Genomic DNA, 19367 nt, shown 5'->3' on the forward strand with positions numbered 1-19367 from the left:
TCAGCTATGCTCAAAGTTCACTGAACGTGAACAACTGAGAAATATGAACACAGCCAACACCCTGAGGAACGCCATTGCTGCACTCCAAACGGCAACCGGGGTGCGCGTGGAGCAGGCTGCCACCCGCGAAGTCATGGAAGGCGCCCCGGGCGACGCCGCGCCCGATGCCTGGCTGGACATCATTGCGCCCCAGACTTTGCCGGTGCGCTTTGCGGCCGAGGTCAAGGCTGTCGACCGCTTCCACGTGTTGGGCCCGCTCCACGCCAGGGCGCGCCACCGGCGCGAGCCGACCTTGCTGGTCGCGCCGTTCATCACCGCCGAGGCTGCCCGGCAGTGCCGCAGCCTCGGCCTGAACTTCATCGATGCAGCGGGCAACGCCTACCTCAACGTGCCGGGTTGTTTTGTGTACGTCACCGGCAACCCCCGCACCGAGCGCGCGCGGCCTGTGGGGCGCTTCAAATCGCTGACCCCTGCGGGGCTGCGCATCGCCTTTGCCCTGCTGACCCGCCCGGGCCTTGCAGCCGCGCCTTACCGCGAGATCGCCACCACCGCCGGCGTCGCACTGGGCAGTGTGGGCGACGTGCTCAGCGACCTGCAGGCACGCGGCCATCTGGCGCTGACGGAGCCGCGCCGCCTGCTGGCCCCCGCCGCCCTGCAGGAGGAATGGACCACCCACTTCCCCATCAGACTGCGGCCCCAGCTGCACGGCCGGCGATTCGCAGCCCCGGCCCGGGACTGGTGGAGGGGCCTGGACCTGCAACCCCTGCACGCAGCCTGGGGCGGCGAAGTCGCGGCCCACCACCTGACCGGGTATCTCGAACCCGAGCAGATGACCCTCTATGCGGCAGCGCCCGAAGCGTTGATCCTGAAACACCGGCTGCGCCCCGACCCCGAGGGCACCGTCGAAATACTCAGCGCCTTCTGGCCTCTGGCGGACGATGACGACGCCGGCAGCGCCACCGTGCCGCCGCTGCTCGTCTACGCGGACCTGATGGCCAGCACCGACCCGCGAAATATCGATACCGCCCAGCGCGTCCGCGCCCAATACCTGGACACCGGCCGCGATGCTCAAGACATCGCCTGACCGGCCAGTCGATCCGCTGCTGCGGGACATCCTGCAGCTGGCCAGCACCGCGGCCCGCAGCCTTCACATCGACTTCTTCGTGGGGGGCGCACTGGCGCGGGACCTGATGCTGTGGCATGTGCATGGGCAAAGCACGGGGCGCGCCACACGCGATGTGGACCTGGGCCTGCACTTGACCGACTGGGCCGCATTCAGCGCCCTCAAAGACCAGCTGTTGGCCGAAGGTAGCTTTCAAGATCAGCCCGGAGTCGCCCACCGCCTGTTGTACCGGCCCGCCGCGACCGTTCATGGCATTCCGCTGGACCTGCTGCCCTTTGGCGCGGTGGCAAGTCCGCATGCCACCATTGCCTGGCCGCCAGAGCATGCGGTGGTGATGAACGTTGCAGGCTTTGCCGAAGCGCACCGGGCCGCTGTTGAAGTGGATCTGGACGGCGCCCTGGCGGTGCGCGTGGCCTCACTGCCATCGCTGGCCGTGCTCAAGCTGATCGCCTGGGGCGACCGGCATTTGGACACATCCAAGGACGCCACCGACTTCCTGCTGATCGCGCGCCGCTATGCGGAGGCCGGCAACATCAACCGGCTGTACGAGACCGGCACCGCCCTGCTGCAGGCCTGCGACTACGACCCCGACCTGGCAGGCGCCATGCTGCTGGGCCAGGACGCCGCTGCGGCCACAACGCAGGCGACCACCGCGCAGGCCGTGGCCGACATCCTCGACCGACAAGGGCGCTGGCGACAACGGCTGGACGACCAGCTGCAAAGGGCCTTGCAACTGGCCGGTGCCCTCCCTGAGCGCGGTCAGCACCCACTGCGCCATGTCGACGCGTTCCTGCAGGGATTTCTGCAAGGCCAGCGCCCGGTGGCGGATTGAACAACGCGCCCAACGTGCCGACACCGCCCCTTCGAAGTCCTGCACTGTCCTGCCCGGGCGTATCGCCGTGCGCTACCGCGGGTGTCAGCCGGTGCCCTTGTGCCCAATTCAGCGCATGGGCCCCCGCAGATCCCGGTCAGGATGCGCTCTTTCTGGACCTCGACCGCACCAAATCCCTGTGACAGGGACAGCGCCCCTGCGCGCTGGCCATCTCCACCACCATGTACAAAGAACTGAACGACGGGCCCAAACTTCAGCCCCTGTGGGCCACCATCAACATCACCGTGGCGACGTTGTGCGCCAACTGGATCTGGGGGAACTGGTTCTCACAGGCGAAGGGCATGGCGGCGTTTTTGCTGATGCTCGGGTGCCTCATGGGGTGGCCGGTGACGGTGGGGCTTCTTTCGATAGTCCAAGGCCTCGTGCTCAAGCGCTGCGAAGACCAGCCGCTGTGGGGCATGGGCCTCATCCTGGGTGTGCTCGGAGCCGGTTTTGCCGCGTATGGCATTCCGGGTCCGTGGAACCTGCTGGGCTGCGCCGTCGTGGCCACCATCATCGGCGTCCAGGCCCGGCGCGCAGCGCAGGACGACGCTGACCTGGAGGACTTGTAAATGGCGGTCCGGGAAGCTCCACCCGCCGGGCTGCTCGCCAGTTTTTCTGCCCCGCTGTGGGAAAGGCTGGGCCTCACGGAACTCCAGCCTGAGTGGATCGTGAAGGGCGAGCACCGCGGTTACGACTGGATGGTGATCGAGCTGACGCACCAGGCCACGGGCCTGTTCACCAGCAGCGACCGGGCGTCCGACACCACCACCGTCTTCGTGCTGCAGCTGCCGCACCGGTCCAAAAACTGGCACCTGCCGGCCGACCGCATCACATCGTCACGTCAGCTGTGTGTGGACGACGGATGCGTCTATCTGGCGGCGCTGGGCCAGCAACCGCGCGTGCGCGACTGGCGCCGGTGGCTGGACATGGCGGCCGACACTGCCGACGAATTGGTGCAGAGCGAAGGGACACACCCGGCAAAGGTCACCACGGGCGCCTCTGCCCCCGGCGGCAACTCCGACGATGCGGAGCCCGAACCCAGCTGGAACCCGCACGACCGCCACTGGGTGATGTTCTGGCTGATGGTGGTGGTGCCCTTGGCTGGCGGGGTGCTGCTGTTCCTGGCCATGGACTACGCCGACTGGCAGCGCCACGGCGCTGTCACCCGATGCAGTGCCGAGGCCGCGATGGGCACGGCGCTGCGCGGCTGGACGGTGTGGCTGCACTTCGGCATCCTGGCCGTTCCGCTGCTGGGCATCGCCCGGCTGCTGCACACGATGGCCACCCGCATCCACCGGCCGGCCTTTGTGCTGCAGATCAATGTGGAGGGTGCGATCCTGGTGGCCGGCTCGTTCGTGCTGGCGCAGGCTTTGGAGGCACTGGCCCGGTCCGCACGCACGCTGTGCTGACAGGACGGCAATCTTGGCAGAGCGCAAGGCTGCGGGCACTGAAATTTAAATGATTTAGGGCCCCAGCGCTTGATTCATATGCGCCCATAGCTATCAAAACAATAGCAACCTCAGGTCAGCAACGCCACCGCCGCTGAAAAGCTCAGAAACGCCAGCGCGGTGGACACCAGGATGATCCGCGCGATGCGTCCGTTGTTGGCGCCGAACTTCTCGGCCAGGAGCGAGACGTTGCTGGCGCTGGGCAGGGCCGCCACCAGCACCAGCACGGTGAGCGCAAACGGCGTGAGCGGCGCGCCGAGCGCCATCGCCGCCGTGCCCACTACCCACACCAGCAGCGGGTGCACCAGCAGCTTGGCCAGTGCCACGGGCACATACATCCGGGGCGGTACCTGCTCGTGCTGGTTCATCTGCGAGCGCGCCAGCACCGCGCCGATGGTGAACAGCGCCACGGGCGAAGCCGCGTCGGCCAGCATGGCGACGGTTTTGTCGACCGGGCCGGGGAGTTTGAACTGCAGGGCCGAGGCCAGCGCACCGAGTGCAATGGCCCACGGCATGGGGTTGGTCGCCATGCCCTTGAAGGCATTGCGCAGCGCCACGCCCACGCCGTGGGTGCCGGCGCCGTCGAGGCGCGAGAGCGCAATGCACAGCGAGCTGGTGATGAGCATGTCGACCATGATGGCCGCGATGGCCGGGCCGGCGCTCTGCGCGCCGAGCAGGGCCACCAGCAGCGGCACGCCCATGAAGCCGGTGTTGGGGAAGGCGGCCACCAGCGCACCGAAGGCCGCGTCGTTCCAGCCGATGCTGCCACGCCGCGTGAGCGCCACGGTGCCGCCCACCATCACCAGCGCACACAACACGTACACGCCCGCCACGGCCGGGTCGAGCAGTTGCCCGATGGGTGTGCTGGCGCCAAAGCGGTACAGCATGCAGGGCAGCGCAAAGTACAGCACGAAGGCGTTGAGCCCCGGGATGGCCGGCTGGGGCAACACGCCGCGCCGGGCGGCGAGATAGCCGCAGAGCACCAGCGCGAAGAAGGGGAAGGTGATGAGAAGGATCGAAAGCACGGCGTTATTGTCCGTGCTGGCCGCGCGGGCTGACCGCCCGCGCGATGCGGCGGTCAGCGCAAAGTCAGGTGGGGGCCATCACACCCAACGAATGCTGCAGGAGCTCGTAAAACCGGCCCGCTGGCGGATTTGCGTTCAATTGCATAACCAGGCGGGGAGCCGCAGACAGTGCTGTAGCACGGCAAGGCGACCCAACGACGTTAGGCAATTGAACGCAAATCCGACTTACTGCTTGCGCTGGACGATCAGGTTGCGCTTGGCATCCTCGGGGTACGCAAAAGTGATGGCGCCGTTCTTGACCATGCCTATGACCAGCATGTTGCGCGTGATGGCGTCTTTGTCCTGCACGCTGAACGGCTTGTCATAGGTGGAGACCACGCCGTAGTAGGTCTTCATCTTGCCCTCCAGCGACTCCTTGACGGCCTTGCCCGCCAGGTTGCCGTCGCGGATGCCGAGGAAGGAGTACATCAGCAAATAGGTGGCGTCGTACGCGTTGGCGGCCGCCATGGGCACCGCGACCTTGCCCTGGTATTTGCGGGTGTAGCTCGACAGGAAGGACGCGCGGCGTTCGTTGCTGGGCTCGGCGATGAAGGTCTGCACCATGAGCGCACCCTCGGCGGCGTCCTTGGCGCCTTCCAGGAAAAACGGGAACGACAGCGGCCAGGCCCCCACCTGCGGCACCTTCCAGCCCATGGCCTTCTTGCCGTTGGCAATCGTCGCGTTCTCCGGCCCCACCGTGTAGCTGTAGACCACGTTGGCCCCCGCGGCGCGGGCGGCGGTGAGCTCGGCCGTGAGGTCCTTCACGCCCAGGTCGAACCGCGCCACATGCACGGGCTTGAGGTTCTTGGCGGCCAGCGCCGCCACCACGTCGTTGTAGCCACCTTCGCCATAGCCCGTCTTGTCGGCAAAGATGGCCACCTTGTCCCAGCCGCGCTTGACGATGTCGTCCACCATGAACGGCGCCTGCAGCGCGTCGCGGGCCTGCACACGGAAGATGTAGCTGTCGGGCGCGGGGTATTTGGTCGTTACCGCCGTGCCGGTGGAGCACGGCACGATGAGCGGGCTTTTGGCGTCCTGGAACAGGTCGATGGCCTTCATCGCCACGCCGGTGTTGCAAAAGCCAATGGTGGCGACGACCTTCTCGCTGAGCAGCTCTTGCGAGACCTTGCGGCCCTGGTCCGGGTTGGCGCCGTCGTCCTTGACCACCAGCTCCAGTGGGCGGCCCAGGTAGCCGCCCACGGCGTTGATCTCGTCCACCGCCAGCTTGATGCCGTTGAGCATGGGCACGCCAAAGTCGGCCGACGGGCCGGTGAAGGGGCCCACGACGCCAATGCGCACCGGTGCGGTGCTGCCCAGTTGCGCCCTGGCCGGCAGTGCCGCCGCTGCGCACACCAGCAAACCAGCGCACGCGGCCACCAAATAGCGCTGCCGGCGGCGTGCCGCCAGCGCGGAGATCGGCAGGGTGGTGGGCAAAGAGGAAGGCGGGCGGTGGTAGTTCATGGTGGGCGCATCCAGACAGGCCACGCAGCAAAGGCGTGGCTTTCCACGTAGTATCAAAGTGTGACAAGGTGCCCCCTAGGGGGATTTCCCGCAGAGCCAGGCCGTGCCGGGCAGTCTTCCTGGGCGGCTGCGGGCAGGTCGTCAGCCTCGGTCAGCTTTGCGCTCACCAGCCACCGTGTTTCAGCGGGCGCGGCCCGATTGGGGCCTGACCGGTATCATTGCGCGCTCCGGCGGCGGCCCCCGCGGCCGGTTGTCCCCCTCGGTTTCTTCTGGCCCTAGAGGCTTCCCCCACGCATCCCCATGTCCGCAGGCCTCAATCTCGCCCAGCTTCAGGCTGTCCACTACACCGACGGTGCCTGCCTGGTGCTCGCCGGCGCGGGCTCGGGCAAGACGCGGGTGATCACCCAGAAGATCGCCCACATGATCGAAAAGGGCATGGAGCCCAAGCGCATCGCGGCCATCACCTTCACCAACAAGGCTGCGTCCGAAATGCGCGAGCGTGCGCAGCACCTCATCGGCAAGCGCGCCAAGGACGTGCTGGTGTGCACCTTCCACGCCCTGGGGGTGCGCATGGTGCGCGAGGACGGCAGCGTGCTGGGCTTGAAGCCCCAGTTCAGCATCCTGGATGCCGACGATGTGACGGGCATCCTGAAGGAAGCCTCGGGCGGCACCACCGACATGGCCACGGCGCGGCAGTGGCAGTGGGTGATCAGCAAGTGGAAGAACATGGGCCTGACCTCCGAGCAGGCACTGGCCCAGGCGGCGGACGACAACGAGCGCATCATCGCCACGCTGATGGCGCGCTACGAGGAGCGCCTGGCGGCCTATCAAAGCGTGGATTTCGACGACCTGATCGGCATGCCGCTGCGCCTGCTGCGCGACTTCCCCGAAGTGCGCGCCAAGTGGCAGGCGCTGCTCAGCCACGTGCTGGTCGATGAGTACCAGGACACCAACGCCACGCAGTACGAATTGCTCAAGCTGCTGGTGGGCGAGCGCGGCCACTTCACGGCCGTGGGCGACGACGACCAGTCCATCTACGGCTGGCGCGGCGCGACGCTCGACAACCTGAAAAAGCTGCCGGTGGACTTCCCGCAGCTCAAGGTCATCAAGCTGGAGCAGAACTACCGCTCCACCAGCGCCATCTTGCGCGCGGCCAACAACGTGATCGGGCCCAACCCCAAGCTGTACCCCAAAACGCTGTTCAGCGAACTGGGCGAAGGCGAGCCCGTGCGCGTGGTGGACGCCGACAACGAGGAGCACGAAGCGGACCGCGCCGTGGCGCGCATCCAGAGCCTGCGCGCGGCCAGCAACCCGCCGCCCGACTGGAAGAACTTCGCCATCCTGTACCGCGCCAACCACCAGGCCAAGCCGTTTGAAAAAGCGCTGCGCAAGGCCAACATCCCGTACAAGGTGTCCGGTGGCACGAGCTTTTTTGACCGGGCGGAAATCAAGGACCTGTGCGCGTGGTTTCGCCTGTGGATCAACAACGACGATGACCCGGCGTTTCTGCGCTGCATCACCAGCCCCAAACGCGGCATTGGCCACACCACACTGGCGGCCTTGGGCGCCTTTGCCACGCAGCACAAACAAAGCATGTTCGGCGCGCTGTTCAACGGCATGCTGCCAGCCGCTATCCCCAAGCGCGCCATGGACGGCCTGCACGAGTTCGGCCGGTACATCAACTACCTGGAATACAGCGCGCGCCGCGTGCATGGTGCCGAAGACTCGCGCACCTTCCTGAACGAGTGGCTGAAAGAAATCGGCTACGAGCAGCACCTGTACGACAACGAAGACAGCGAGAAGGTGGCGGCCGCGCGCTGGAGCAACGTGATGGAGTTCTGCGACTGGATGGCGCAGCGCGCAGGCGGCCAGATCGACGACAGCTCAGGCGCCGTCGTGACCAAGGAAACCAAGAGCCTGCTGGAGGTGTCGCAGACCATCGCCCTGCTGTCCACCATCAGCGAGCGCGAGAAGGACCAGGACATGGTCACGCTGTCGACCCTGCACGCCAGCAAGGGGCTGGAGTGGCCGCACGTCATTCTGGTCGGCGTGACCGAAGGGATGCTGCCCTTCAAGCTCGACGACGACGAAGGCCGCCAGCAGAAGGTGAGCGACGACACCCTGCAGCGCCTGCAGGAAGAGCGCCGCCTGATGTACGTGGGCATCACCCGCGCCCAGCGCACCCTGGCCGTGAGCTGGACCAAGAAGCGCAAGAAGGGCCGTGAAATGGTCTCGGCCCAGCCCAGCCGCTTTATCGCCGAGATGGGGCTGGACAAGGCCACCGTGCGCGAAGACCCGCGCGAGAAACTCAAGGCGCTGCGCGCCGAGTTTGCCGCCAAGGCGCAGGCCAGCGCGGCGGCGGCTACCCCCGCAGGCATCTCTTAGACCCCCAAGAGGTCACTACCATATTGATAGCAACAAGCGCCTATCCTACAAGCGCTTGAGGCAATTTCTCCCTAGACACGTCCAGTTCCATCCCGCGCGTTGCCCCGAACTCCTGTAATACGCTGAAGCCTCGACACTCTCACACCACCATGCCACTACGCAACCACTTCCGTCCCCGCCCGCAAGGCCACATCCTTCCTGCCGCGCTCGCGCTGCTGGCCACCCTGGCGCCCGGCGGTGCCGCACTGGCACAAGGCAACAGCGCGGGGACTGCCGGGGTTTCGCCGTCCGCGGGCGACGCCTGGCGCCGCTGCGCCGCGCTGTCGCAAGACAACCAGGCCCGCTTGGCCTGCTTTGACCAGGCGGCCGCCGAGCAGACCTGGAAAGCGCCCGGCGCATCGGCCGGCACTGCCACGGACACGGCTGCAGTGCCGCCCCCCGTGGACTCCACCCTGCCGGCCACGCGCGTCATCGACGTCTCGCGCGTAGACGGTTGCCGGGACGCACAGTACAGCGACCTCTCGCGCTTCTGGGAGCTGGAGTCGGGCAGCGACTGCGGCACCTTCAGCTTCCGCGGCTACCGGCCGATCACGGTGTCGGTGGTAGGGGGCAGCAACGTCAACCGCCAGCCGACGTCCGACGCGGCCGACCATTCGGCTACCGAGTCCACGCCCTACCGCCGCGTCGAAAACCGCATTCAGCTGTCGGTGCGCACCAAGGTTGCCCAGGGCCTGCTCACGCAGGGCCACCCCACCCTCAAGGATTCGGTGTGGTTTGGCTACACCCAGCAGTCGTATTGGCAGCTGTTCACGCCCGAAATCTCGCGCCCCTTCCGCACCACCGACCACGAACCCGAGGTCATGTACGTCTACCCCACCACGGCCGAGCTGCCGTTTGGCTGGAAGTGGCGCTACAGCGGCGTGGGGCTGGTGCACCAGTCCAACGGCCAGAGCAAGCCCCTGTCGCGCAGCTGGAACCGCGCGTACCTGATGACCGGCATGGAGCTGGGCAACAGCGTGCGCGTGAACGCCCGCATCTGGAAGCGCATTCCCGAAGGCTCGGGCAGCGACGACAACCCCGGCATCAGCGACTATGTAGGCCGCGGCGAGCTGTCGGCGTTCTGGAACATCAACAAGGACAACACAGTGGGCGCGACGCTGCGGCATTCACTGTCGAGCAGCGAACGCGGCTCGGTGCGCGTGGAATGGCTGCAGGCCGTGGGCTCCAACCTGCTGGGCGGCAAGAGCAACCTGCGCTTGCACACCGCGCTGTTCAGCGGCTATGGCGACAGCATGATCGACTACAACAAGAAGCGCACGGTGTTCAGCGTGGGCGTGAGCCTGGTGGATTTTTAGGCAGGTACATCCTTTAGGCAGGCACATCCCGCTGAGGCGCTGGCGCGCCTTCACCCCGTCTCTCGAATTGCTGTGCAATTCGGGAAGGGGGACGACGCCCTCGCTGCGGGGCGGCCCTTGCTTGGCGTCCCTCGCGGGGGTAGTGCCAGTTGCAAACGCTGTGGCGAGGCGCGCGGAGGAGGGTCAACAACGGTGGCGCCCCATCGCGGCCTCACAACTCGTTACGACATCGCATTCAAGGTTCGCGATCAGGTGCCGATGCGCCGCCACAATGGCACGCGCACCCAGACGCCATGGCCCGCCGCAGGCCACGCTTTCGATAAGAGCGGTATTCCCCCCGTTTAAGCTGCCATTGCCCCTGTGTGCACCCCTCCAAAATGTGAGCAGAGAGAGGAACACCCCATGGACATGCAATACCAGCTCAAGGCCGGCAGCTACTACCTGTACGACATGCGCGATGCACCCAGCGCGGTGACGGGCGAGCGCAGGTTCAAGCTGAAGACCGATACCGTGGCCATTGCCTTTGACGTCCATACGGGCGAGGTGCACCAGCATGGCAGCCCCACCCGCATCCAGTCCTGGGCCAACAACACCCGCCGCCGCCTGCGTGCCGCCGGGGCGCAGGACGTGGCCAACGACATCGTGGTGGTGTCGGGCCCGCTGCCGGTGGACGAGCTCAACAAGTGTTTGTGGATCAGCGGTTATTGCCGCCGCATGTTCACGCGCCTGGCCACGCTGCCACACGGCAAGCTGCAACGGCCTTCGGAGCCGTTTCGCAAGGCGGCCTGAACGGCAACCGGGTTTTCTTCCGTTTCTTTTTCGCTCTATTCCGACGCCCAGGGCCGCTGAACATGCGGCCCTTGTCGTTTTGGGCGGCGCCGTGTTTGCCGCGCCTCCCCGAAGAGCCCCACCGCCGGGCCGATCATCCGGGTGACAAGGCCTGGTGCTTCTTCAAGCCTCCGCGTCTTCCACCGCATCCCCTTCCACAGCCTCCAGCACCTCGGCGTGCTTGACGATGGTCACGGGCACGGGGCTCGCGTGCGCCACCTCTTGCGATACCGAGCCCAGCAGCGCGGTGGTGATGGCGCCCTGCCCCTTCGCGCCGATGACCACCAGGTCGCAGCCCGAGCGCTCGATCATGTCCACCAGCGTGTGGGCCACGTCGCCCACGCCCACATCGGTCTCGTAAGCGATGCCAGCGGCATCGAGCAGCGCGCGCGCCGGGGCCATCAGATGCTCGCCCGCCTCCAGGCTGGCGGCGGCAATCAGGTCGGGGTCGCGGGTGGTGACCAGTTCGTACAGGGTGGCGGGCTCCTGCACATGGGCCAGCACGACGCTGGCCTGCAGGCCCTGGCGCACCAGCGCGAGCGCGTGGTGGACGCCGTCCAGGGAGAGTTCCGAGCCGTCCACGGCAATGAGGATCTTGAGCATGGGGGTCTCCTTCCGAAGTGTGATGCGCGGGTTGCGGGTCCAGTGTAGCCACGCTCGGTGCGGGCGCCAGCCCTTTTGCGGCCTGCGTCGCGGCGGCGGAACCGTCTGGGACAATACGGCCCATCATGCTGCAGTTTGACCTCCTCAAAACCGACCCCACCAGCCACGCACGCCGCGGCACGCTCACCCTCAACCACGGGGTGGTGCAGACCCCCATCTTCATGCCCGTGGGCACCTATGGCACCGTCAAGGGCGTGATGCCCAAGAGCCTGCACGACATGGGCGCGCAGATCATCCTGGGCAACACCTTCCACCTGTGGATGCGCCCCGGGCTCGACGTGATGCAAAGCTTTGGCGGCCTGCACGGCTTTGAAAAATGGGACAAGCCCATCCTCACCGACTCCGGCGGTTTCCAGGTCTGGAGCCTGGGCGCGATGCGCAAAATCACCGAAGAAGGCGTCACGTTTGCGAGCCCCGTCAACGGCGACAAGCTCTTCATGTCGCCCGAGGTGAGCATGCAGATCCAGACCACGCTCAACTCCGACATCGTGATGCAGCTCGACGAGTGCACGCCCTACGAGACCAAGGGGCACCTCACCACCGAGGCCGAGGCGCGCAAGAGCATGGAGATGAGCCTGCGCTGGGCCCAGCGCAGCAAGGACGAATTCCACCGCCTGAACAACCCCAACGCGCTGTTCGGCATCGTGCAGGGCGGCATGTACACCAACCTGCGCGCCGAATCGCTCGCAAAACTCGTCGAGATGGACTTCCCCGGCTACGCGATTGGCGGCGTGAGCGTGGGCGAACCCAAGGACGAGATGCTGGGGATCATGGCGCACACGCCCCACCTGCTGCCCGCGCACAAGCCGCGCTACCTGATGGGCGTGGGCACACCGGAAGACCTGGTCCAGGGCGTTGCCGATGGCGTGGACATGTTTGACTGCGTGATGCCCACACGCAATGCGCGCAACGGCACGCTGTTCACCCGTTTTGGCGACCTGAAAATCCGCAACGCGCGCCACAAGGCCGACCACCAGCCGCTCGATACCAGCTGCACGTGTTATGCGTGTGCGGGCAGCGCGGGCGTGTCGTGGGACAACGGCGGGCGCGAAGGCTTCAGCCGCGCGTATCTGCACCACCTGGACCGCTGCGGCGAAATGCTCGGGCCCATGCTGACCACCGTGCACAACCTGCACTACTACCTGAACCTGATGCGCGAGGTGCGCGAGTCGCTGGACGCAGGCGCCTTCGCGCAGTTCCGTGCGCAGTTCAAAAGCGACCGCGCCCGCGGCGTCTGAGCGTTCGCAGCACCTGATACCCCACCATGACCGGACTCACCATGCTTTCAGGATTTGTGCCCTCCATCGGCCGCAGCGCCCGCGCGGGGCTGTGCGCGGCCATCGGCGTGGTGCTGTTGGGCACCAGCGGTTGCGCCAGCCGCATCGACCGCGATCCGGACAATGGGCTGCCCACGCTGCAACTGCAAAACAGCGTACTGCTCACGCCCGCCAACGGCGGGCAAACCGTAGGCAGTCAGGACCTGCGCGCTGGCGACATCATCCTGTCGGCCACGCATGGCATCAACTCGCTGGGCATCCGTGTCTTCACGTTGTCGCCGGTGAGCCATGCGGCGCTCTATCTGGGCGACGACCGGATCATCGAGGCCGTGGGCTCCGGTGTGCGCACGCGCAGCACGGCCGAGTTCATGGCCGATGAAGCCACCATCGTGGCCTTTCGCCACCCCGGCATGACCGACGCGCACGCCACGGCGATGCGGGTTTTTGCACAGGCCCAGGACGGCAAGAAATACAACACCGCCGGCATCGTGCTGCAGGCGCCGTTCACCCTGCAGCGCAAGTTTTGCGAGATCCCGCTGGTGCCGGGCAGCGTGCGCGACGCCTGCCTGCGCGGCACGGCCGCTGTCCAGCTCGGCGCGGCCCGAAACGACCGGTTCTTCTGCTCGCAGCTGGTGCTTGAGGCCTACCGCGCCGCCCAACTGCCGCTGACCGACGCATCGGCGCTGATGGTGAGCCCCGCCGACCTGCTGCACATGCGCGAAGGCGATGTGCCGTCGGTGCAGATCAAGCAGGCGCTGCAGTACGTGGGTCACCTCAAGGGCGGTCACCTGGCGACGGATGTCGCAGTGACCGGGCAACCCAGCCCCTGAGTTGCCCCACCCCTTGCGCTACCCCTTGCGCTATCCGCGGAGTTATCCGCCCACGTGCATGGTGAACAACGCGCCGCTCGACAGGCGGCACGAGCCCATGCCCAGCGTGGCCGAGTTCATCGAGTACTGGCAGCTCAGGTAGCCGCCCCGTGTGCCGGAGCCGCTGGCCAGGCCCTCGCGCGACGAGCCTGCCTTGCGCGTGGCCTCGCCGACAAAGTTCTCGCCCAGGATCGAGGCCTGGAAGGTGCCCCGGCCGTGGAGGTCATTGGTGACCACCGCGTGCACCATGCCAAACGGGGTGGCTTGGTCGTTGGCGGGATAGAGGCGCACGGCCAGGGTGACGGGCGCTGGCGCCGCTGGTGCCTGCACCACGATGGGCGCCGGCACGGGATGGTGGATGGGCGCCACATAACAACCACTGAGGGCTGCCACGGCAGCAGACAAAACCACGCCCGCCACCACGCGGTGACGGATCGATGACGAAGACAACGGGGCCATAAGGCTCCTAGTGACCCAAGCACATGCTTGTGGCGCCGATGGTTCGCGCATTGGCTGCTACAAGTGCCGGATTTCGCGACCGGTGGCGTGGCAGCGCGCCTTAGGTATCGCCATGGGCTACTTCCGTCCAGCCTGCAAGGCCGTCTTGCTTTCGGGAAGGTCGCTATTTCGGGCCAAAGCACCCTTTCCGAGGAGTTCCAACCGCACAGGGATGGAGATGTGGGGATGGGGGGATCCGCCGACTGCGAGGCCTGGAGCCACAAGCCGATCTGCGCGCAGCGGTATGCTGCAGCGCGCGTGGGCTGGTGCCCAGCTTTCAGAGCCTAATTGCCACCAATTTAATAGCAATAAAACCTTATACAACCAGCGCTGGAGCCCAAAATCATTCAAAAAATCCTCCTCCAACTGCTGCACTGGCCCGCGCGGGTGATGGCCGGCATCGCCAGCGGGCTGCTGGCGGCCGTGATCCTGTTCGAGGAATGGGGCTGGGTCCCGCTGCAGCAGCTGCTGGCGCGCATCGGCCGTTGGCCCGGGCTGCGCTGGATCGAGGGCAAGGTGCGCAGCCTGCCGCCCTGGGCGGCGGTGGCGCTGTTTGCATTGCCCACCGCGCTGCTGCTGCCGGTCAAGCTGCTCGCGCTCTGGGCCATCGGGCGCGGGCATGTCGTGCTGGGCATGCTGGTGATCGCCCTGGCCAAGGTGGTGGGCACAGCCGTGGTGGCGCGGCTGTTCACGCTCACCCAGCCGGCCCTCATGCAGCTGCGCTGGTTTGCCTGGGCCTACACGCACTGGATGCGCTTCAAACACGCCGTGCTGGAGCGCGCCCGCGCCTCCTGGGCCTGGCGCGCCGCGCGGGTGCTGCGGCGGCAGTGGGTGCGGCGCTGGCGACGGCAGTAAGTCCGCCTGCGCGAAGCGGAGACCTGCGCACGCTGCGGATCAAACCGTGGCCATGCGCGAGGCCCCACCCCATCGACCTGCAAGGTTCCCAGCCTCGCCCACCGCATATCTGCAGCGACTGCGAGCGTTCACACCCACCGCACAGCCGGTGGCATTGATGGACGCGGCCAAGCGCTGCAGGCCTACGCCCTCAGCGCGCCAGCACCCAGGGCCCAAAGCCGTCGCCGTGACTGTTGGAGTTTGTCAACAGATGTATCAACGCGCCGCGGCCTGCGCCGTGCCTGCGCGGACAATCAGGGCGCATCCCGCAGCCCTGCCCGGCCACGGCCCCAAACTTCCCCCGCCTGACCCGCCTGCACCCCATGTTCCGCACCCTTGCCCCCACCCGGCCCCTTGCGCCGGCCCTTGTCTGGGCGGGCCTGGGGCTGCTGATTTTTGGCGCCTGCCTGGTGGGCATTTTTGCGCGGCCCATTGGTTTTCTTTCCGCCTTCTGGCCCGCCAACGCGCTGCTGCTGGGCCTCCTGGTGCGCTACCCCACGCTCGCGCGTCCCCACGCCTGGGTGGTCGCGGCGGCGGGCTACGTGGCGGCCGACCTGGTCACCGGCAGCCCCTGGGGCATGGCGCTGTGGCTCAACGCGGCCAACCTGCTGGGCGCCACGGCTGGCTGGCTGGTGCTGCGCCGCCTGGACGACGCCACATTGCGCCTGCAGCGCACCACGTCGGCGCTGTACCTGCTGCTGGCCGCGCTGGTGGCCAGTGCGGTGGGCGCCGCCGCAGGCTGTGGCGCGGCGCCGGTGTACTTTCATGCCCCGTGGACGGACCTGCTGTCGCTGTGGTTCAGCACCGAGCTCATGAACTACATGCTCATCGTGCCCGTGGTGCTGAGCGCGCCGCGCGCGGACGACCCGCTGCCGCCTGCGGCGCAGAGCACCGGCACATCGGTGTTCTGGCGCGTTGCCCCCGTAAGCTCATTGCTGCTGGCCGAAGGCGTGAGCACGCTGGTCGGCGGCCCGGGCATGCTGGCCTTTGTGGTGCCGGGGCTGCTGTGGTGTGCGCTGAGCTACAGCGCCTTTACCGCCAGCCTGCTGTCGCTGGTGGTGTGCCTGTGGACCATGGCGGGCGTGGCCACCGGGGTGCTCAACTTCACGCCGGAGCACGCGGGCGACGTGTTCTCGCTGCGCGTGGGCGTGACGCTGCTGGCGCTGGGCCCGCTGGCCGTGGCCTGCGCCAGCGCAGCCCGCGCCCACGCGCTGCGCCGCCTGGACCACGCAGTGCGCCACGACGATCTGACGGGCGTGCTGGGCCGCCGGACGCTGCTCCAGCAGGGCCAGGCGTTGCTGGAGCAGCACCAGTGTGGTTCTGCCGGGGCCGCGGTGATGGTGCTGGACGTGGACCATTTCAAGCAGGTGAACAACCAACACGGCCACGCGGCAGGCGACGCCTTGCTCATCGGCATCGCGCGCACCATCGCAGGCACGCTGCGCCGCCAGGACCTGCTCGGCCGCCTGGGCAGCAAGGAATTCGCCGCCGTGCTGCCGGGCGTATCCCCCGTCGAGGCCCATGCCATCGCAGAGCAGGTGCGCGCGGCGGTGGAGCGCCAACGCTTGGGTGTCCAGCAGCCTGCGCCGACGGCGCCCGAGGCCGCGCAGCACGCCACCGTCAGCATCGGCTTGGTGCACAGCGCCACCCTGGGGGGTGAGGCGGACATGGACGTGCTGCTGCTGGCTGCGGACGCCGCGCTCTACCGGGCGCAGGGCGAGGGGCGCAACCGGGTGATGGTGGGCTAAGGGCTGCGCCACCGGTATCGCTTCGCGCCCTACAGGTACTGCTGCCAAAGCATGTTGGTCATCCGCCCTTTCGGGTCCCATGTGGCCTTGGCCGTTCGAAATCGCTCTGCCTGCGGGTAGGCCGCCGCAAACTGCGCCGCGGTGGCGTGGCGCTGATAAGGCAAGTAGTAGGTGCCCCCGTGCTGCAAGGCCAGGTCGATCAGTGCACGCGTCCACACGCCCACCGCGGCCTGCGCGCTGGGTCGCGTGTCCTGCTTGTAGTACAGCACCCACGAGAAGACCTCTTCCCGCGCCCAGGCCATCACCGCATCCGGGTGGGCGGGCGAATGGCGCACCGAGACGTTGAGCACCTGCGCCCCGTGCTGCGCGAGGATGCGGGCCATGCCGCGGGTGAATGCAGCGAAACGGGCCACCGGCGCGAAGTACTCCTGCAGCACAAAGGTGGAAAGCACGCGGCTCGCGGGCTCCAGCGAGGCCGCGTCCAGGCTGGCCTCGTGGTTGCGCCACACCACTGGCTGGCCGCGCAGCAGCGCCGGGCGCACGACCTTGGCTTGCAGCTGGTCGCCACCGGGCAGCTCCATCACGGCCCAGATCAAACCCTTGTGCAGGTCGTAGCGCTGGCCGCGGGGAACTAGGCGCAGTTGCTCCGTCACAGGCTTGTCGGTGCGCGTCCAGGTCACCGCCGTCGCACGGTCGAAATGCGGCGGCAGCAGGTCTGCGTTGTGCATCACGGCCTGGGTATCGGCATCGGCATCGGCATTGGCATCGGCATTGGCATCGGCATTGGCATCGGCACGCACCTTTGCGGCAAAAAAACCGGGGTAGTCGTCGAGCGCCACATGGGCCACCGAGCGCTCCATGGCGGTGTTGGAATCCAGGTCCAGCTCCACTTCGGTGATCACCCCCAGGCCGCCATAACCACCCAAGGCGGCGCGAAACAGGTCGGGGTGTTGCTGGCGGCTGGCCTCGCGCACCTCGCCGCTGGCCAGCACGATCTGCAACGCCCGCACCGACGCGCCGATGGGCCCGTGCCCCCACATACCGGCCGTGCACGTTCACAGACACCGACCCGCCCACGGTGAAATTCGAATAGCTCTGCATGGTGCGCACCGCCAAGTCGTGCGGGTCGAGGGCCTGTTTACACTGTTTTTGCCAGATGCGTTGCGATGCAAAAGGGCCAGGCGCTAGGCGCCAAACGAAGCTGGGGTTCGGCCCCAGCGAGGTTTGGCAACGCTGCGGATGGCCCTTTTGCATCGCAACCCGCAGGGAAGGCGGCCCCAGTCACGCCACTCGTCGTTGCGTTCCTAGCCAAGGCCCCGGCCTTGGCGTCGTCACACGCCTAGATTGGCGTGGCTGGGGCGGCATTCGCACTGGCAAAAATAGTGTGAGCAGGCCCTGGGTCCTGCAGATCACGCCAGCGCATGCCGGCCTGCACACGCACGGTGTGGCGCGCCGCATTGAGCCAGACCAGCGCGTTCATCGCGCGCATGTCGATATGCAGGCCGCCAGGAGCGCCGGTCTGACCGCCCATGCTGTAGCGCGCGCCGCCCACTGCGACCGTTCCGGGCCAGCCGCGCATCACCTGCACCACCTCCTGCACACTGCTGGGCACCACGACCTTGGCCACCTGCACCGGATACAGACGCGAGACGTTCTCGATCAACACGCCAGGCGCGCTCTGCATGGCGGATGACTGGTACCCCAGCCCATTCGCCAGGCCCGCTGCGGCCAGCGCAACTAGCAGGTCCCGGCGGCGCAAGCCATGCGGGGCCCGCGGGGCTTCAGTACCCCGCGTCATTCTTCGCGCGCCAGCCTCACCCCCGCCCCGGTGCCGCAGGCGTGGCAGAACCGCGCAAACGCGCTCTTGCGCGCGCTGCAGGCGCCGCAATGGTCAAAGAGGCCGATACCGCAGTGCGGGCAAAAATCGATCTTCTCGTTTTTGAGGTCCACGGGCCGCTCGCAGCCGGGGCACACGCTTTTGGCCAGGCGGGCCAGGGCGACGTCGTAGCTCAGCTCCTTGCGGCGCTCCTGGTCGGGCAGCGCTTCAGCCAGCTTCTGGCGCTCGAGGTAGCGGTTGAGCGCCAGGATGGCGTAGCGCCCCACCAGCACCGTGATGCCGATGCCCACCACGTAGCGCACGTAGCCGCCGTAGCTGGGCAGGTAGGGCACCAGCTCGACAAAAAACGCGAACAGCGCGAAGAAGATGAAGCCCCATACGAAAGGCCAGTAGGTGCCCTTGCGCTTCCGGGCGAACAGCCAGCCCGCAACGGCGAGCAGCGGCAGCGTGAGGGCCAGGCGGTACAGAAACACCCGCAGCTCGACCTTGCGGCGCTCGGCCTCAAGCCTCACGTAGCCATCGGCCTCCAGCGTGTTCAGCCGCTCCTGCGTGGCCGCCGCGGCCTGGCGCGCATCCAGCGCAGCCTGCTGCTGCGCCTCCACGGCCTGCTGGGTCTTGCGCTCGGCGAGCTTGAGTCCATCGAGCGCCTGGGTGCGCGCGATGACCTCCGGGTCCTGGTCCGCGCGCTGCGTGGCCGAGCGGGTCGCCAGCCAGTTGTTGAAGGTCTCGCGCGTGGCCTGCGTCTCGCTGCGGGCCTTGCTGCGCTGCAGTTGCGCCTGCTCCAGCGCGGTCTGCGCGTCCTCCTCGGCCTGGTGCGATTCGCGCACCTGGGCGCGAAGTTTTTCGGCCGCCGGGCGGTCCAGGAAGTCGTCCAGCTGCAGCGGTGTCTCGACCTTGGGCAGGTCGCCCACGATGGTGCCGCCGAGTCCGATCAAGAAGCCTGCGAACACCAGCGCCACCAGCCACAGGCCGCGGCGAAACCATTTCTCGGACAGCCTCAGGGATTTGCTCATGGTTGTTGACTCCTCACGGGCGCCTCCGGC

18 protein-coding genes are annotated in these 19367 nt (G+C 67.3%); 11 read left to right on the forward strand and 7 right to left on the reverse strand.

All coding sequences use genetic code 11. The features are described 5' to 3' along the window. Positions 1 to 43: 43 nt before the first annotated feature. The 4 genes from ACSQ3Q_RS21885 to ACSQ3Q_RS21900 all read left to right on the forward strand — a co-directional run bounded on the left by ACSQ3Q_RS21885 (position 44) and on the right by ACSQ3Q_RS21900 (position 3406). On the forward strand, positions 44 to 1084 hold the full coding sequence (locus tag ACSQ3Q_RS21885) for a type IV toxin-antitoxin system AbiEi family antitoxin (protein ID WP_436136426.1): 1041 nt from the start codon (positions 44 to 46) through the stop codon (positions 1082 to 1084). Next, on the forward strand, positions 1065 to 1955 hold the full coding sequence (locus ACSQ3Q_RS21890; protein WP_436136427.1) for a nucleotidyl transferase AbiEii/AbiGii toxin family protein: 891 nt from the start codon (positions 1065 to 1067) through the stop codon (positions 1953 to 1955). Before ACSQ3Q_RS21885 ends, ACSQ3Q_RS21890 begins: the two co-directional genes overlap by 20 nt. A gap of 221 nt (positions 1956 to 2176) precedes the next feature. Continuing rightward, positions 2177 to 2566, forward strand: coding sequence for a hypothetical protein (locus ACSQ3Q_RS21895; protein ID WP_436136428.1), 390 nt, complete (start codon positions 2177 to 2179; stop codon positions 2564 to 2566). Beyond that, entirely contained in the window at positions 2567 to 3406 is an 840-nt protein-coding gene (locus tag ACSQ3Q_RS21900; RefSeq protein WP_436136429.1) for a hypothetical protein, read from the forward strand. A 110-nt stretch (positions 3407 to 3516) separates the two neighbouring features. Here ACSQ3Q_RS21900 and ACSQ3Q_RS21905 read toward each other — a convergent pair whose 3' ends face one another. Together ACSQ3Q_RS21905 and ACSQ3Q_RS21910 are read right to left on the reverse strand one after the other, a co-directional pair. Continuing rightward, on the reverse strand, positions 3517 to 4470 hold the full coding sequence (locus tag ACSQ3Q_RS21905; protein WP_436136430.1) for an AEC family transporter: 954 nt from the start codon (positions 4468 to 4470) through the stop codon (positions 3517 to 3519). Positions 4471 to 4695: 225 nt separating this feature from the next. Further along, positions 4696 to 5970: an ABC transporter substrate-binding protein gene (locus tag ACSQ3Q_RS21910; RefSeq protein WP_436136431.1), complete on the reverse strand. Its 1275-nt coding sequence runs from the start codon at positions 5968 to 5970 to the stop codon at positions 4696 to 4698. Positions 5971 to 6270: 300 nt separating this feature from the next. Between ACSQ3Q_RS21910 and ACSQ3Q_RS21915 the strand changes: the two genes are divergently transcribed. From ACSQ3Q_RS21915 to ACSQ3Q_RS21925, 3 genes are all read left to right on the forward strand, one after another. Beyond that, positions 6271 to 8355, forward strand: a complete 2085-nt coding sequence (locus tag ACSQ3Q_RS21915; RefSeq protein WP_436136432.1) for an ATP-dependent helicase — start codon at positions 6271 to 6273, stop codon at positions 8353 to 8355. A gap of 149 nt (positions 8356 to 8504) precedes the next feature. After that, positions 8505 to 9710: a phospholipase A gene (locus ACSQ3Q_RS21920; RefSeq protein WP_436136433.1), complete on the forward strand. Its 1206-nt coding sequence runs from the start codon at positions 8505 to 8507 to the stop codon at positions 9708 to 9710. Positions 9711 to 10112: 402 nt separating this feature from the next. Beyond that, the gene (locus tag ACSQ3Q_RS21925) at positions 10113 to 10499 is read left to right on the forward strand and encodes a hypothetical protein (protein ID WP_436136434.1); all 387 of its coding nucleotides are present in this window, start codon (positions 10113 to 10115) and stop codon (positions 10497 to 10499) included. 162 nt (positions 10500 to 10661) lie between these two features. Here the strand turns inward: ACSQ3Q_RS21925 and ACSQ3Q_RS21930 are convergent, their stop codons facing one another. After that, positions 10662 to 11141, reverse strand: a complete 480-nt coding sequence (locus ACSQ3Q_RS21930; protein WP_436136435.1) for a universal stress protein — start codon at positions 11139 to 11141, stop codon at positions 10662 to 10664. Between the two features lie 125 nt (positions 11142 to 11266). Between ACSQ3Q_RS21930 and tgt the strand changes: the two genes are divergently transcribed. Together tgt and ACSQ3Q_RS21940 are read left to right on the forward strand one after the other, a co-directional pair. Continuing rightward, a complete protein-coding gene (gene tgt, locus ACSQ3Q_RS21935; RefSeq protein WP_436136436.1) occupies positions 11267 to 12439 on the forward strand; it encodes a tRNA guanosine(34) transglycosylase Tgt in 1173 nt (390 codons plus the stop codon). 26 nt (positions 12440 to 12465) lie between these two features. Next, a complete protein-coding gene (locus ACSQ3Q_RS21940; RefSeq protein ID WP_436136437.1) occupies positions 12466 to 13308 on the forward strand; it encodes a distant relative of cell wall-associated hydrolase in 843 nt (280 codons plus the stop codon). Positions 13309 to 13350: 42 nt separating this feature from the next. Here ACSQ3Q_RS21940 and ACSQ3Q_RS21945 read toward each other — a convergent pair whose 3' ends face one another. Continuing rightward, the gene (locus tag ACSQ3Q_RS21945; protein WP_436136438.1) at positions 13351 to 13806 is read right to left on the reverse strand and encodes a hypothetical protein; all 456 of its coding nucleotides are present in this window, start codon (positions 13804 to 13806) and stop codon (positions 13351 to 13353) included. A 429-nt stretch (positions 13807 to 14235) separates the two neighbouring features. Here ACSQ3Q_RS21945 and ACSQ3Q_RS21950 point away from each other — a divergent pair, with 429 nt between their 5' ends. Together ACSQ3Q_RS21950 and ACSQ3Q_RS21955 are read left to right on the forward strand one after the other, a co-directional pair. Further along, entirely contained in the window at positions 14236 to 14700 is a 465-nt protein-coding gene (locus tag ACSQ3Q_RS21950; RefSeq protein ID WP_436136439.1) for a hypothetical protein, read from the forward strand. 362 nt (positions 14701 to 15062) lie between these two features. Further along, positions 15063 to 16487 carry a diguanylate cyclase gene (locus tag ACSQ3Q_RS21955; protein ID WP_436136440.1) on the forward strand — a complete coding sequence of 475 codons (1425 nt, stop codon included), beginning with the start codon at positions 15063 to 15065 and terminating at the stop codon, positions 16485 to 16487. A 29-nt stretch (positions 16488 to 16516) separates the two neighbouring features. Here ACSQ3Q_RS21955 and ACSQ3Q_RS21960 read toward each other — a convergent pair whose 3' ends face one another. The 3 genes from ACSQ3Q_RS21960 to ACSQ3Q_RS21970 all read right to left on the reverse strand — a co-directional run bounded on the left by ACSQ3Q_RS21960 (position 16517) and on the right by ACSQ3Q_RS21970 (position 19337). Beyond that, positions 16517 to 17527: an FAD-binding oxidoreductase gene (locus ACSQ3Q_RS21960; protein WP_436136441.1), complete on the reverse strand. Its 1011-nt coding sequence runs from the start codon at positions 17525 to 17527 to the stop codon at positions 16517 to 16519. A gap of 299 nt (positions 17528 to 17826) precedes the next feature. After that, complete coding sequence (locus ACSQ3Q_RS21965; RefSeq protein ID WP_436136442.1) at positions 17827 to 18285, reverse strand: FAD-binding protein; 459 nt, start codon at positions 18283 to 18285, stop codon at positions 17827 to 17829. Beyond that, entirely contained in the window at positions 18282 to 19337 is a 1056-nt protein-coding gene (locus ACSQ3Q_RS21970) for a serine endopeptidase (RefSeq protein WP_436136443.1), read from the reverse strand. The genes ACSQ3Q_RS21965 and ACSQ3Q_RS21970 overlap by 4 nt, the downstream gene beginning before the upstream one ends. Positions 19338 to 19367: the final 30 nt, after the last annotated feature.

It is taken from the genome of Acidovorax sp. LjRoot129, assembly GCF_964253765.1.
In the GTDB taxonomy this organism is placed as follows: Bacteria; Pseudomonadota; Gammaproteobacteria; order Burkholderiales; family Burkholderiaceae_C; genus Acidovorax.

Excerpts from the sequence above, each read along its gene's own strand:
- ACSQ3Q_RS21925 (WP_436136434.1), top strand. The coding sequence starts at position 10,113 with ATGGACATGCAATACCAGCTCAAGGCCGGCAGCTACTACCTGTACGAC.
- ACSQ3Q_RS21950 (WP_436136439.1), top strand. The coding sequence starts at position 14,236 with ATGGCCGGCATCGCCAGCGGGCTGCTGGCGGCCGTGATCCTGTTCGAG.
- ACSQ3Q_RS21910 (WP_436136431.1), bottom strand. The coding sequence starts at position 5,970 with ATGAACTACCACCGCCCGCCTTCCTCTTTGCCCACCACCCTGCCGATC.
- ACSQ3Q_RS21920 (WP_436136433.1), top strand. The coding sequence starts at position 8,505 with ATGCCACTACGCAACCACTTCCGTCCCCGCCCGCAAGGCCACATCCTT.
- ACSQ3Q_RS21930 (WP_436136435.1), bottom strand. The coding sequence starts at position 11,141 with ATGCTCAAGATCCTCATTGCCGTGGACGGCTCGGAACTCTCCCTGGAC.
- ACSQ3Q_RS21955 (WP_436136440.1), top strand. The coding sequence starts at position 15,063 with ATGTTCCGCACCCTTGCCCCCACCCGGCCCCTTGCGCCGGCCCTTGTC.
- ACSQ3Q_RS21915 (WP_436136432.1), top strand. The coding sequence starts at position 6,271 with ATGTCCGCAGGCCTCAATCTCGCCCAGCTTCAGGCTGTCCACTACACC.
- ACSQ3Q_RS21890 (WP_436136427.1), top strand. The coding sequence starts at position 1,065 with ATGCTCAAGACATCGCCTGACCGGCCAGTCGATCCGCTGCTGCGGGAC.
- ACSQ3Q_RS21900 (WP_436136429.1), top strand. The coding sequence starts at position 2,567 with ATGGCGGTCCGGGAAGCTCCACCCGCCGGGCTGCTCGCCAGTTTTTCT.
- ACSQ3Q_RS21970 (WP_436136443.1), bottom strand. The coding sequence starts at position 19,337 with ATGAGCAAATCCCTGAGGCTGTCCGAGAAATGGTTTCGCCGCGGCCTG.
- ACSQ3Q_RS21895 (WP_436136428.1), top strand. The coding sequence starts at position 2,177 with ATGTACAAAGAACTGAACGACGGGCCCAAACTTCAGCCCCTGTGGGCC.
- tgt (WP_436136436.1), top strand. The coding sequence starts at position 11,267 with ATGCTGCAGTTTGACCTCCTCAAAACCGACCCCACCAGCCACGCACGC.
- ACSQ3Q_RS21945 (WP_436136438.1), bottom strand. The coding sequence starts at position 13,806 with ATGGCCCCGTTGTCTTCGTCATCGATCCGTCACCGCGTGGTGGCGGGC.
- ACSQ3Q_RS21940 (WP_436136437.1), top strand. The coding sequence starts at position 12,466 with ATGACCGGACTCACCATGCTTTCAGGATTTGTGCCCTCCATCGGCCGC.
- ACSQ3Q_RS21885 (WP_436136426.1), top strand. The coding sequence starts at position 44 with ATGAACACAGCCAACACCCTGAGGAACGCCATTGCTGCACTCCAAACG.
- ACSQ3Q_RS21960 (WP_436136441.1), bottom strand. The coding sequence starts at position 17,527 with ATGTGGGGGCACGGGCCCATCGGCGCGTCGGTGCGGGCGTTGCAGATC.
- ACSQ3Q_RS21965 (WP_436136442.1), bottom strand. The coding sequence starts at position 18,285 with ATGACGCGGGGTACTGAAGCCCCGCGGGCCCCGCATGGCTTGCGCCGC.